Source organism: Paenibacillus sp. TAB_01 (assembly GCF_043945595.1).
Classification (GTDB): Bacteria; Bacillota; Bacilli; order Paenibacillales; family NBRC-103111; genus Paenibacillus_S.
Map to the genome: position 1 here is coordinate 896,770 of NZ_JBIFNP010000001.1, position 12,476 is coordinate 909,245.

Sequence of the window (12,476 nt, forward strand, 5' to 3'; positions counted from 1 at the left end):
CAGTCCCGCCCAGCCGGCCCCAGCTCTGCCCGTCCCCAGCTCTGCCCGTCCCGCACCCCTGCGCACGAAAAAACAGCCGCTGCCCGCCGCTGTTTTTCAATGTGCTTGTCGCGGCCGCGGCGCCTGCGCGCTACACGGCCAGGTGCTTCTTCACCTGCTCCTCGCTCAATGTGGAGGAGCTGCCCTCGGCGACGATCGTGCCCTTATCGAGCACGTAGTAGTAATCCGCGATGCTGGTGGCGAACGTAAGGCTTTGCTCCACGAGCAGAACCGACATGCGCTTGCTCGCTTTGATCGATTCGATGACCTGCTCGATCTCCATCACGATGGACGGCTGGATGCCTTCCATCGGCTCATCCAGGAGCAGCAGCTTCGGCTCGGCAACGAGCGCGCGGGCGATGGACAGCTGCTGCTGCTGCCCGCCGCTGAGGTCGCCGCCCTTGCGGCGCATCATTTCCTTCAGCACGGGAAACATGCCGTAGACCGACTCGGGGACGCTTTTGCGCCGGATGCTGGACGCTTCGAGTCCGAGCAGCAAGTTCTCCTCCACCGTCAGCTGCGGGAACACATCTCTGCCCTGCGGCACATAGCCGATGCCGGCTTTGGCCCGCTTGTCGGGCGAAGCGCGGGTCAGATCGCGCTCATTGTAGGCAATGCTGCCTCTGCGCGGCTTGATCAAGCCCATGATCGTCTTCATCAGGGTTGTTTTGCCGACGCCGTTGCGGCCCATCAGGCAGACCACCTGTCCAGGCTCCACCTGCATCCTCACATCGCGCAGAATCATGCTTTCTCCATAACCGGCCTCCAGTTCACGTATGCTCAGCATCGCGTTCACCCCTTCTTCCCAAATAAACCTCGGCGACCTTGTCGTCATTCTGAATGTCCTGCATCGTTCCCTCGCGCAGGACCGTTCCCTCATGCATCACGGTGACGGTCTTGGCGAACCGGCGGACGAACTCCATGTCGTGCTCGACGACCACAACAGTTTGGTTGTCGCTGATTCTGTGCAGCAGCTCGCCGGTTTTCTCGGTTTCGCTGTCCGTCATCCCGGCCGCCGGCTCATCCAGCAGCAGCAGCTCGGGCTCCTGGATCAGCAGCATGCCGATCTCGAGCCACTGCTTCTCGCCATGAGAGAGCGAGCCGGCTTTTTCCGCAGCTTTCGGCTCGAGTCCGATCATGTTCAAATAATACCTCATCCGCCCGCGCTGCTCCGGTGTGGTTTTGGCAATAAGCGAGCTGAGCAGGCCGCGTTTTTGGCGCATGGACAGCAGCAGATTTTCCTGAACGGTCAGCGTAACGAAAATGGACGGCGCCTGAAATTTGCGTCCCACGCCAAGCTGGGCGATTTGATGCTCCTGATGCTTTGCCAGATCGATGTCTTTGAACCGAACCTTCCCCTTGGAAGGCTTTACTTTGCCGCAGAGCACATCGAGCAAAGTCGTTTTGCCTGCGCCGTTCGGACCGATCAAGAAGCGTAACTCTCCTGATTGGAGCGAGAAGTCCAGTCCGCGGATGGCTTTGAAGCCGTCAAAATCAACTTCGAGCTGTTCGACGCTCAGCAAGTCGGCTGCTGTTGTTTTTCTTGGTGATGTCTCCATCATCTGAGGTTCCTCCTTTGGGTTATGCGAAGCAAAATATGCATCTTTATCCGTTAGGGCTGCCGTGCGGGGGATGCAGCGCAGCAGCACTCGCGAATCGTACGAAACGCCCTATTTGGTCACCGCGGGATTGGTATCGTTATCCAGGGTAACCCTCGCTTGGGACGAAGCTTGAAGCGGGGATCGGGTCTTTCCTTGGAACCAGCCGCGTTTTTCCGCCAGCTCCTTGCAGGTGCCCACGATGCCCTTCGGCAAGAACAATACGACGACAATGAACATGGCGCCGAGAATAATCGGCCACCATTCGGGATAGGCTTCGCTGAAGCTGGTCTTGGCCGCATTCGTGATGACCGCGCCGAGAATCGCTCCAAAGATTGTCGCCCGTCCGCCGATAGCGACCCATAACACCATTTCGATGGAAGGCACGATGCCCATTTGTGCGGGAGAGACGATGCCTTCCTGCAGCACGAACAAAATACCGGCGAGTCCCGCCAAGCCTGCAGAGAAGCAGTAAATGAACACCTTGTACGTCACCGGGTTGTACCCGATAAAGCGGACGCGGTTCTCCGCATCCCGGACGGCAACGAGAATTTTGCCCAAACGGCTGGAAGCGAGCCATTGGCACAGAATGAGCGTGGCGATGACGACGAATGCGGTAATGTAGTAGAACATCAGCTTGGTCGACGGCTCGCCCATCGACAGGCCGAGGAACGAATCAAAATTGGTCAAGCCGTTCGTGCCTCCGGTATAGCCCTGCTGTCCGACGAACAGCGTTACCGTGATGATGACGAGCGCCTGGGACAAAATCGAGAAGAAAGAGCCTTTGATCCGGTTGCGGAACGTCAGATAGCCGAGCAGGAACGCGACGGCCATCGGAACGAGAATCGCCAGCAGGATGGCCGCAGCAGGGGACTGGAACGGGAGCCAGAAGGCAGGCAGCTTCTCAATGCCGCTCCAGGACATGAAGTCGGGCAGCTCTCCGTGCGAGGCGACAAGCTTCAGATGCATCGCCATGCAGTAGGCGCCAAGTCCGAAGTAAACCCCGTGCCCGAGGCTTAGGATACCGGTATAGCCCCAGATCAGATCAAGCCCCATGGCGATAATGGCGTAAGCCAGAAATTTGCCGAGCAGCGACAGCCGGAATTCAGACAGGAACATCGGCGCCGCCAGCATCAAGGCGAACAAGACGAGCGTGAACGCGATTTTTATTTTCGTATTGGACAGGGACAAATGCATAGCTATCAACTCCTTAGAGCTTCCGTGAAGAAGCTGGGTTCGCGAAAATATGAGCTGCGGCTTCCGTCAATTCGGAAGAACAGCCTTAATCCAGCGCCCGGGATCTCGTCGTAACCAGACCCGACGGCTTCCACTGCAGGAACGCAATAATGAGCGTGAACACAATGACTTTGCCCAGCGTCGCGCTGGTCGTATACTCGAATGCGGTATTCAGCACGCCGATGCCGAGAGCTCCGGCTACCGTACCGATGATCTTCCCGATGCCGCCTAGCACAACGACCATAAAAGCGTCGACGATATAATAGGTGCCGATCGAAGGGCCGATCGGGCCGACGAGGGTCAGCGCGCAGCCTGCGATTCCGGCCATCCCGGAGCCGAAGGCAAAGGCTTGCGCGTCAACGCGGCGGGTGGAGATGCCTAGGCAGGACGCCATGCCGCGGTTTTGCATCACCGCCTGCATATTGCGGCCGCCCCGGCTGTGATATTGGTATAAGTAAATAATGACGATACAAACGACGACCAGGCCGATGATAAACAGTCTTTTATAAGGAAGCGTCAGGTCTTCGCTTAGCACAAGACCGCCTTCGAGCCATTCCGGCGCCTTAACGGCAACGTTGGGCGCTCCGAAAATTTGCCGCGCCAGCTGCTGCAGCACGAGACTCACGCCCCAGGTAGCGAGCAGGCTGTCGAGCGGACGCCCGTACAGGAAGCGGATCAGCGTGACCTCCAGCAGCCAGCCGATAGCGAAAGCGACGGCAAACGCGACGCCGATGGAAAGAATGAAGTACCAGCCGAAAGCGGAGGCCGGGACGAATTTTTGAAACAGCTGTTGAATCGTGTACGCCATATAGGCGCCGATCATGATGAACTCGCCGTGGGCCATGTTGATGACGTTCATCAAGCCGAACGTAATGGCCAAACCGAGCGCGATCAGCAGCAGAATGGAGCTGAGCGAAATGCCGTTAAATAATTGAAGCAGCAGCAAGCCCATCGGCTTCAACCTCCCTTGTAAAACGGAAGACTGCCCGCGATGGGGCAGCCCCGTTCTTTAGTTCGTGTACGACCCATGCCGCGTCTAAGCGAAATCTATTTTTTCGTGACCTCAGCGCCCCATGGATACGTTTTGAGGAATGGATCCGGTTTGACCGGCTGTCCCGAATTCCAGACTTCTTTAATCAGCCCGTCGGCCTGCACTTGGCCGATCCGAACCGTTTTATACACGTGCTGGTTATCGCCGTCGAGCTTGACCTTGCCACCCGGTGCGTTGTATTCGATGCCTTTGGCAGCTTCCTTGACTTTATCCACCTCGACAGAGCCTGCTTTTTTCACCGCTTCCGCCCATAGATAGACGCCGAAATAGCCTGCTTCGATCGGATCGTCGGTTACGCGGTCTTGGCCGTATTTGGCTTTGTAGGCTTCAACGAACTTTTTGTTTTCCGGGGTGTCGGTCGTCTGGTAGTAGTTCCAGGCGGTGTAATGCCCTTCCAGCACCGATGCGCCGATCCCGCGGATTTCTTCCTCCGCTACGCTGACGGACATGGTCGTCAAATCCTTGGCGGTAATGCCCGCATCCTTCAGCTGCTTGAAGAACGCCACGTTGCTGTCGCCGTTGAGTGTATTGAAGACGACGTCCGGCTTTTCTTTTTTAATTTTGCTGATGATGGTGTTGTAGTCGGTATGTCCGAGAGGGGTGTATTCCTCGGCGATCAGCGTGCCGCCTTCCGCCTTTAATTGTTCTTTAATAATCTTGTTGGCGGTCCGAGGGAAAACGTAGTCGGAACCAAGCAGGAAAAACTTCTTGCCTTTGTTCTGAAGCAGCCAGGTGACGGCCGGAACGATCTGCTGGTTCGTGGTTGCGCCGGTGTAGAAAATGTTCGGAGACGCCTCCAAGCCTTCATATTGTACAGGATAGATGAAGAGCCCTTTGTTTTGCTCGACGACCGGAAGCACGGCTTTACGGCTTGCGGAGGTCGCAGCCTCCGAAGATGACTGCGGTTTTGTCTTTTTGCAGCAGCTTCTTCGTTTTCTCGGCAAAGGTCGGCCAATCCGAAGCGCCGTCCTCAATAATAGGCTTGAGCTGTTTGCCGAGCACGCCCCCGGCTTTGTTGATTTCTTCAATAGCCATCATTTCCGCGTCCTTAACGGAAACCTCGCTGATGGACATGGTGCCTGTCAAGGAGTGTAGAATGCCTACCGGAATCGTGTCGCCTCCTGCGTCGGCCGTCTTGGCGTCCGTTTTCGTCTCTGTCGCTGCAGGAGCTGACGAAGGCTGGGCGGTTGTCGCGCACCCGGCCAGCAATGCGGTAAACGACATGCACACCGCCATTAAAACTTTGATCCCTCTTTTTTGTACCTTCATTCGATCCACTCCTCTTCAAAAATAGATTTCCGCATCGTCATCATCATGCGTCAGCGATGGCGGAGAGCGGGATGCAGACAAGGTCTGCTTCGTTCCCATGCTCTTGGAGGGTAACATCCGGAGCCAAAATCCGAACAATGTTCGGATTTTCAAAGCTGTAGGCACATTTGGAATGTTTTCTCACATGTCATATCATAGATTATGTGTAAACTGTGTGTCAATATACTTGACATAAAATTTTACAGTGATAAAATTTTCGGCTTTTTGTTCCTTATTCAGGGATTTAATCCTTCTAAATCCAATGAATGACGGAAAAAACGTAGAATCAGGACTTTTGTAGGGGAATTAAAATGACACAAAAGATTTACAGCTTTCGGAATTGCGAATATAATAGACTTAGCAGTGACTCAATATTCGTGTTTATTGCGTCAGGTATTATGACATTCATCGCGTCCGCGTAAAGCCTTGAAGGAGGAACTTCAATTATGCATTTGACGGAGAGGGAAAAGGAAAAGCTGCTCATTACCGTCGCTGCGGATTTGGCCAGAAGACGGCTGCAGCGGGGAGTCAAGCTGAATTATCCCGAAAGCATTGCATTGATCACATCGGAAATTATGGAGGGGGCCCGCGACGGAATGACGGTAGCCCAGCTCATGCAATACGGGACGACGGTGCTGAGGGCGGATCAGGTGATGGAAGGCGTGCCCGAGATGATTCACGAGGTGCAGGTGGAAGCGACCTTTCCCGACGGGACGAAGCTTGTAACCGTTCACCATCCCATAAGCCATTAGAGAGGAGCATACGGATGATTCCTGGCGAGTACCGCGTCAAGGCGGGCGACATTGAACTTAATCAAGGCAAAAAGACAGCCGATCTCATTGTAATCAATGCCGGGGACCGGCCGGTGCAGGTCGGCTCGCACTTTCATTTTTTTGAAGTGAACCGCGGCTTGCTGTTTGACAGGGAGCAGGCTTTCGGCATGCGGCTCAACATTCCCGCAGGCACGGCGGTGCGCTTCGAGCCGGGCGAGGAGAAGCCGGTGCAGCTGGTCGAGCTCGGAGGAGCGAAGCTTTCTTACGGCTTGAACGGCTTATCGCACGGTGAAGCTGTCGCCGGCTCGCTACCCCCGGATGTGAAGAAGCGGCTGGATGCTTGGAAGGAGGGAGTTTAACCTACGTGGCTACGATGAATCGTAAAGCTTATGCGCAGATGTTTGGTCCGACGGTCGGAGATGCGGTTCGCCTGGCGGATACGGAGCTTTGGGCCGAAATTGAAGCCGACTATACCGTGTACGGGGAAGAATGCAAATTCGGCGGCGGCAAAGTCATTCGTGACGGGATGGGTCAATCGAGCCGGCATACCCGCGATCAAGGCGTGCTGGATACGCTGATTACCAATGCGATTATTTTGGATCATTGGGGGATCGTCAAAGCCGATATCGGCATTAAAGACGGGAACATTATTGCTATCGGCAAAGCCGGAAATCCCGACCTGATGGATGGCGTCCATCCGAAAATGATCGTTGGCGCCAGTACCGAGGTGATCGCCGGAGAAGGCAAAATCATTACGGCGGGCGGCATCGACACGCACATTCATTATATATGTCCGCAGCAGATCGAAACGGCGCTCGCCTCGGGCGTGACGACGATGATCGGCGGCGGGACAGGCCCTGCCGCGGGCACAAGCGCGACCACGTGCACGCCCGGAGCGTGGCATATGTACCGGATGCTGGAGGCGGCCGAGGCTTTTCCGATGAATCTGGGCTTCACGGGCAAAGGCAACGCTTCTTTCACGGCTCCGCTCGTCGAGCAGGTGGAGGCGGGGGCGATCGGTCTCAAGCTTCATGAGGATTGGGGCACGACGCCGGCGGCTATCGATGCTTGCCTGCAGGTTGCAGACCAATACGACGTGCAGGTGGCTATCCATACGGATACGCTGAACGAAGCGGGCTTTATCGAGGATACGCTTGCCGCGATCGGCGGCAGGACGATCCATACGTATCATACCGAGGGAGCGGGAGGCGGCCATGCGCCGGATATTATCCGTGCCGCAGCGGAGCTGAACGTGCTTCCGTCGTCTACTAACCCGACGCGTCCTTTTACCATTAATACGGTCGAAGAGCATCTCGACATGCTGATGGTGTGCCATCATCTCGACAGCCGCATTCCAGAGGATGTCGCTTTCGCGGATTCGCGGATTCGGCCCGAAACGATCGCGGCGGAAGATATTCTTCACGATATGGGCGTGTTCAGTATGCTGAGCTCCGACTCCCAGGCGATGGGCCGCGTCGGCGAGGTCATTATCCGCACGTGGCAGACGGCGGATAAGATGAAGAAACAGCGCGGGCACCTGCCTGCCCCAGGGGAAACGGATGCCGCTGCGGAGGCGGGAGCGGAGCAGGATAATTTCCGGATTAAGCGCTATGTGGCGAAATATACGATCAATCCTGCGATCACGCACGGCATCAGCCATCTGGTCGGCTCGGTCGAAGTCGGCAAGCTGGCGGATCTGGTAGTATGGAGCCCGATGTTTTTCGGGATCAAGCCGGATCTGGTGCTGAAGGGCGGCATCATCGCTTACGCCCAGATGGGGGATCCGAACGCCTCCATCCCGACGCCGCAGCCGGTGTTCGGACGGCCGATGTTCGGTTCCTTCGGCAAAGCGTTGAACCACAATATTACGTTTATTTCGCAGGCGGCCTTCGATTTGGGCGTGCACAAGCAGCTTGGCTTGCAGAAACGCATTGAGCCGGTACAGAACTGCCGCAGCGTGACCAAGAAGGATATGATTCATAACGGGGAGACACCGAAAATCGAGGTCAACCCGGAAACGTATGAGGTGAAGGTGGACGGCGAGGCTATCACTTGCGAACCGGCCTCCGAGCTGCCTATGGCGCAGCGGTATTTTCTTTTCTAATTAATATAGCGAATCTATTTGCAAAGCTTTTGCGGAGGAGGATGGGGTATTGCAGGAGCGCAAGCGTTCGCCTTTGAAATTGTGAATAGACCTCTAATGGTTCCATTCAATATTCACAATTTCAACAGCGACCGGAGATACCCCATCTTCCGCAGCGCCGGCTTTGCCAATAGACGGAGCGGGGGGCAACTAACTTCATGCAGCAACCGACTACACATTCGTGGCTCTCCTATATGCAGCTGCTGGATTCCGCCATTCCGATCGGCGGGTTCTCCCATTCGTTCGGACTGGAGACGCTGGTTCAGCTCGGTGTCGTCGAGAAGCCGGAGCAGCTTCGGCAATATATCGAGACGATGCTGTACCAGAGCTGGGCGCCTGTCGACGCCTTGGCGGTCAAAGCCGTCTATCAGTACACGCCTGATCAGGCGTGGTCCGTCGCTCTGGGAGGTCGATCGGACGCAGCATGTACAGAGGGCGGCCGCAGAGACGAGAGAAGGCGTCGTCAAAATGGGCAGGCGGCTGCTGCAGCTGTCCCGGGCGATGTATCCGGAGCTGGGCTGGGAACCGCTGATGGAAGCGATCCGGGAGCAGCGCTGCTTCGGCACCCACCCGCTTATTCACGGGTGGATTAGCTACCGGCTGCAGGTCGCCCTCGCCATGGCGGCCGAAGGATACCTGTATGCCGCAACGATGACCTGCATCAACAGCGGCCTCAGGCTGATGTCAATCGGCCAGACCGAGGGGCAGCGGCTGCTCGCCCAGCTGCTGCCGGTCATTGCCGACGCCTGGCGGGAAGCCTCGTCCCTGGATCCGCTAGAGGATGGGTTCGGCAATACGCCCTTCGCCGACATTGCCATGATGCGCCACGAGGCGCTGTATTCCCGATTGTTCATGTCCTAACTATACAACAATCATCCATTTAGAGGAGGCTGACGCATATGTGTCAAGGAGCATCGCATCATCATCATTGGGAAACGCCGGACCATCCCCACCTGGATCGTCCGATGAGAATCGGCATCGGCGAGCCAGGTCGGTTCAGGCAAAACAGCCCTTGTCGAGCGGCTGGCCCGCAAGCTGAACGACCGTTACAGCATCGCTGTTATTACGAATGATATCTATACGAAGGAAGATGCGAATATTTTGATTCGCTCCGAAGCTTTGCCGGCAGAGCGGATTATCGGCGTAGAGACGGGCGGCTGCCCGCATACGGCGATCCGTGAGGATGCCTCGATGAACTTTGAAGCGATTGAGGAGCTGGAGAACCGGTTCTCCCACTTGGACATCATTTTCATTGAAAGCGGCGGGGACAATTTGGCTGCAGCCTTCAGCCCGGAATTGGTGGATCGCTTCATCTATATTATCGACGTGGCGCAGGGAGAGAAAATCCCGCGCAAAGGCGGTGCCGGCATCATCCGTTCCGATATGCTCGTCATTAACAAAATCGATCTGGCTCCTCATGTTAGAGCAAGCCTGGCGGTGATGGAAGAGGATACGATCAAAATGCGCGGCGACAGACCGTACGTATTCTCCAACCTGTTCAACGGCCAAGGCTTAGATACGATCGTCGACTGGATCGAGAAGGAATTCCATCGTGCCTAATGTCACCGGCCGGGTATCCGCGGCCTTCGTCGAAGCGAACGGACAGACCCGGCTCAGCGACAGATTCCATGCGTACCCGCTCAAAATCGCCAAGGCGTTTCCTTTCGAAGGAGGCCAGCTCGGCGTGTACGTGATGGATGCCTCTCCAGGCATCATGTCCGGAGATCATTACGAGCTGGATTGGCGTTTCGGCGAGCAGACGAATGTGTTCATAACGAACCAATCGTATACGAAGGTGCATCCATCCCGTGCCGAGGCGGGAGCCGCGGGGGAAACGATGCCTGTCTTGAGCAGGCAAAAGCAGACGCTGCGGCTGCAGCGCGGCAGCTATGTCGAATATATGCCCGAGCCTCTGATGCTGTATAAAGACGCAGCTTTCTTGAGCAGCACGGAGGTTCATTTGGAGCCGGGCTCTGCGCTGCTGATGTCGGACGTCGTCTGTCCCGGACGTACGCAGCGCGGAGAAGTATTCCAATATGACCGCTTTCAGAATAAGCTGTCCGTCTTTTACAGCGGCGAATTGATTTATTCCGGCAGGCAGCGGATCGAACCGGCCAGGCAGCGGCTTGGCGGTATCGGCAGCTGGGGGGCGTATACGCACAGCGGCACGCTGTATTTGTTCAGCGACCTGGCGGATGCGGCTCTAGCCGAAAGACTGAGGGAATTTATCCAGCTGGAGGTGCGGGACAACACGGCGCAAGCTCATATGCCGATGCCGGCGGAGCGTTTGTATACCGGGGTGAGCCGGACCTACAAGCACGGCCTCGTGCTTTCGATATTGGGCCATAAAGTATATGAAATTCAACGGCTGCTCGATGCAGCCTGGCAGTGGCTGCGAAGAGAGCTTTTTGACAAGCCGCCTTTGTTGGTGCGAAAATAATATAAGCCAACCGATATTAAATCATCTTATGCGTCCGCCGGGCATGCACCGGCGGATTTTGCATTTATATCAAGCTGCGCGAGGTGAAGAAGGAATGATCCATTTAACGAACATGATCCTGCTTGGCATGCTGATGGAGCGTCCGATGCACGGCTATGAGCTTCAGCAGCAAATCCAGTCCCGGCGTCTGGACGTCTGGGCCCACATCTTGTCGGGCTCCATTTATTACGCCTTGAACAAGATGGAGAAGGAGGGGCTGGTCCAGTACCGAATCGGAAGAACGCACCGGAGCCCGCCTGCGCAAGATTTATGCGGTGACGGAGCAGGGAAGAGAAACGTTCAAAGAGCTGCTGCAAGCCGCTGTGCTGCAGCCCCCGCACGAGACGGGCTCCGCTTTTTTTACCATACTGCCTTGGTTGTCGATTTTAGACAGCAAGGATGCTTTTTCGTTTTTAATGCAGAATAAGAAGAGGCTGGAAGACGCCAGACTGCTGTGGGAGACGCGCAGAGCGGAGCTGGCTGCGCAGGGCGGCGAAGATGCCCAGCTGTGGGCGGTAGAGAATACGATGGAGATTATCGATGCGGATCTCCGCTTTCTTCAGAGGCTGTTAGCTTCCATGGCGTGACGGTCCGGCAGGCGCAGCTCGTTCATTTTGTGGTTATTGAACGTTTTTACCCGATATATCGACAATATTTTGAATTCCTAGCGCGTTTTGTTGTCAAAAGGTTACGGGGTTGATATGATAAAGGAGATCTGAGGAGGGCTTGGACAGAGCTCTCGACGGAGTTTGTGAACAACGTCACTTGTCATGAAGCGAATCGATGCAAAGTAACTTTTCGATATAGAAAAGGTCTTAGGAGGTACAAATTAAGTGGGAAAACAAATAGGACTCGATCTTCCGGCAGATTCCGCGCAGGCGGTGGCTGAGGCGGAAACGAATCAAGGAGCCTGTCACTTGGAGAGACTTCGTGCAGCTGGCTAAACCAGGCATTATTTTCTCCAATTCCATTACGGCGTTCGGCGGTTTCTGGGTCGCTTCCGGATGGCACGTGAACTGGCTGCAGATGCTGTATACCATGATTGGAACGGCGCTGGTCATGGCATCCGGCTGTGTGCTGAACAACTATCTGGACCGGGATATGGATACGAAGATGGCAAGAACGCAGAACCGGGCGACGGCAACCGGGAAGCTCCCTGCGCAGGTAGTGCTGTGGTACGGAATTATTCTAGGGATTATCGGCGTGTCGGGACTTTGGCTCTTGGTCAATCCGATGGCTGCGCTCCTCGGTATGCTGGGACTGTTCTTGTACGTTTGGGTATATACCGCCTGGTTTAAACGGACTTCCGTATGGAGCACCTTCGTAGGAAGCTTCTCCGGCGCCGTGCCTCCGGTGATCGGCTACTGTGCGGTGCGTCAGGATATCGATGCGGGAGCGCTGATCTTGTTCGGCATCATGTTCTTGTGGCAGCCGCCTCACTTCTGGGCATTGGGCATTCGCCGCGTCGAGGAGTACCGGGCTGCGGGCTTCCCGCTGCTTCCGGTGGTGAAGGGCTCGTACATTACGAAGATGGCCATGATGCGTTATGTCGTACTGATCGTGCCGGTATCATTGCTGCTGTACGTTTACGGGTACGTGAACGTCATCTATTTTTATGCCGCGGCGCTCATGGGCTTATACTGGGTTTTCCTGTGTCTCAAAGGCTTTAAGGCCGAGGATGAGGTGCAATGGGCGAAGAAAATGTTCATCTATTCGATTAACTACTTGACGCTCTTGTTTATCATCATCGTCCTGACTACAGTAAAAACAACAGTAGGCTGAGCGGCAGCCGGGCTGACGTTCAAGTCAATACACTGGATGCGATGAAGTCCCATGAAAGCATGGGGCT

General features: G+C 55.7%; 12 protein-coding genes and 2 pseudogenes. 9 read left to right on the forward strand and 5 right to left on the reverse strand.

The window, feature by feature from the left end:
* Positions 1–130 precede the first annotated feature (130 nt).
* The 5 genes and pseudogenes from urtE to urtA all read right to left on the reverse strand — a co-directional run bounded on the left by urtE (position 131) and on the right by urtA (position 5,193).
* Positions 131–826, reverse strand: coding sequence for an urea ABC transporter ATP-binding subunit UrtE (gene urtE / locus ACHHV8_RS04375; protein WP_395157098.1), 696 nt, complete (start codon positions 824–826; stop codon positions 131–133).
* Positions 810–1,601, reverse strand: coding sequence for an urea ABC transporter ATP-binding protein UrtD (gene urtD / locus ACHHV8_RS04380; protein ID WP_395157100.1), 792 nt, complete (start codon positions 1,599–1,601; stop codon positions 810–812). The genes urtE and urtD overlap by 17 nt, the downstream gene beginning before the upstream one ends.
* Before the next feature lie 108 nt (positions 1,602–1,709).
* A complete protein-coding gene (gene urtC, locus ACHHV8_RS04385) occupies positions 1,710–2,834 on the reverse strand; it encodes an urea ABC transporter permease subunit UrtC (RefSeq protein WP_395157102.1) in 1,125 nt (374 codons plus the stop codon).
* A gap of 85 nt (positions 2,835–2,919) precedes the next feature.
* On the reverse strand, positions 2,920–3,825 hold the full coding sequence (urtB, locus tag ACHHV8_RS04390; protein ID WP_395157105.1) for an urea ABC transporter permease subunit UrtB: 906 nt from the start codon (positions 3,823–3,825) through the stop codon (positions 2,920–2,922).
* Between the two features lie 95 nt (positions 3,826–3,920).
* Positions 3,921–5,193 (reverse strand): annotated as a pseudogene (gene urtA / locus ACHHV8_RS04395) (urea ABC transporter substrate-binding protein).
* 485 nt (positions 5,194–5,678) lie between these two features.
* On the opposite strand from urtA, the gene ACHHV8_RS04400 reads away from it, so the two are divergent.
* The 9 genes and pseudogenes from ACHHV8_RS04400 to cyoE all read left to right on the forward strand — a co-directional run bounded on the left by ACHHV8_RS04400 (position 5,679) and on the right by cyoE (position 12,409).
* On the forward strand, positions 5,679–5,984 hold the full coding sequence (locus ACHHV8_RS04400) for an urease subunit gamma (RefSeq protein ID WP_395157107.1): 306 nt from the start codon (positions 5,679–5,681) through the stop codon (positions 5,982–5,984).
* Between the two features lie 14 nt (positions 5,985–5,998).
* Entirely contained in the window at positions 5,999–6,364 is a 366-nt protein-coding gene (locus tag ACHHV8_RS04405) for an urease subunit beta (protein WP_395157109.1), read from the forward strand.
* A 14-nt stretch (positions 6,365–6,378) separates the two neighbouring features.
* Positions 6,379–8,109 (forward strand): urease subunit alpha, encoded by a 1,731-nt coding sequence (gene ureC / locus ACHHV8_RS04410; protein WP_395163419.1) that lies wholly within the window; start codon positions 6,379–6,381, stop codon positions 8,107–8,109.
* 96 nt (positions 8,110–8,205) lie between these two features.
* Complete coding sequence (locus ACHHV8_RS04415) at positions 8,206–9,009, forward strand: urease accessory protein UreF (RefSeq protein ID WP_395157111.1); 804 nt, start codon at positions 8,206–8,208, stop codon at positions 9,007–9,009.
* Between the two features lie 38 nt (positions 9,010–9,047).
* Positions 9,048–9,708: pseudogene (gene ureG, locus ACHHV8_RS04420) on the forward strand (urease accessory protein UreG).
* Positions 9,701–10,588: an urease accessory protein UreD gene (locus ACHHV8_RS04425; RefSeq protein WP_395157113.1), complete on the forward strand. Its 888-nt coding sequence runs from the start codon at positions 9,701–9,703 to the stop codon at positions 10,586–10,588. Before ureG ends, ACHHV8_RS04425 begins: the two are co-directional and overlap by 8 nt.
* Before the next feature lie 94 nt (positions 10,589–10,682).
* Positions 10,683–11,054, forward strand: a complete 372-nt coding sequence (locus tag ACHHV8_RS04430; RefSeq protein ID WP_395157115.1) for a PadR family transcriptional regulator — start codon at positions 10,683–10,685, stop codon at positions 11,052–11,054.
* Positions 11,044–11,214 (forward strand): hypothetical protein, encoded by a 171-nt coding sequence (locus ACHHV8_RS04435; RefSeq protein ID WP_395157117.1) that lies wholly within the window; start codon positions 11,044–11,046, stop codon positions 11,212–11,214. Before ACHHV8_RS04430 ends, ACHHV8_RS04435 begins: the two co-directional genes overlap by 11 nt.
* Before the next feature lie 343 nt (positions 11,215–11,557).
* The gene (gene cyoE / locus ACHHV8_RS04440) at positions 11,558–12,409 is read left to right on the forward strand and encodes a heme o synthase (protein WP_395157119.1); all 852 of its coding nucleotides are present in this window, start codon (positions 11,558–11,560) and stop codon (positions 12,407–12,409) included.
* Positions 12,410–12,476: the final 67 nt, after the last annotated feature.

Coding starts and splice junctions, on each gene's coding strand:
- urtE (WP_395157098.1), bottom strand. CDS start 826: ATGCTGAGCATACGTGAACTGGAGGCCGGTTATGGAGAAAGCATGATT.
- urtD (WP_395157100.1), bottom strand. CDS start 1,601: ATGATGGAGACATCACCAAGAAAAACAACAGCAGCCGACTTGCTGAGC.
- urtC (WP_395157102.1), bottom strand. CDS start 2,834: ATGCATTTGTCCCTGTCCAATACGAAAATAAAAATCGCGTTCACGCTC.
- urtB (WP_395157105.1), bottom strand. CDS start 3,825: ATGGGCTTGCTGCTGCTTCAATTATTTAACGGCATTTCGCTCAGCTCC.
- ACHHV8_RS04400 (WP_395157107.1), top strand. CDS start 5,679: ATGCATTTGACGGAGAGGGAAAAGGAAAAGCTGCTCATTACCGTCGCT.
- ACHHV8_RS04405 (WP_395157109.1), top strand. CDS start 5,999: ATGATTCCTGGCGAGTACCGCGTCAAGGCGGGCGACATTGAACTTAAT.
- ureC (WP_395163419.1), top strand. CDS start 6,379: ATGAATCGTAAAGCTTATGCGCAGATGTTTGGTCCGACGGTCGGAGAT.
- ACHHV8_RS04415 (WP_395157111.1), top strand. CDS start 8,206: ATGGTTCCATTCAATATTCACAATTTCAACAGCGACCGGAGATACCCC.
- ACHHV8_RS04430 (WP_395157115.1), top strand. CDS start 10,683: ATGATCCATTTAACGAACATGATCCTGCTTGGCATGCTGATGGAGCGT.
- ACHHV8_RS04435 (WP_395157117.1), top strand. CDS start 11,044: ATGCAGAATAAGAAGAGGCTGGAAGACGCCAGACTGCTGTGGGAGACG.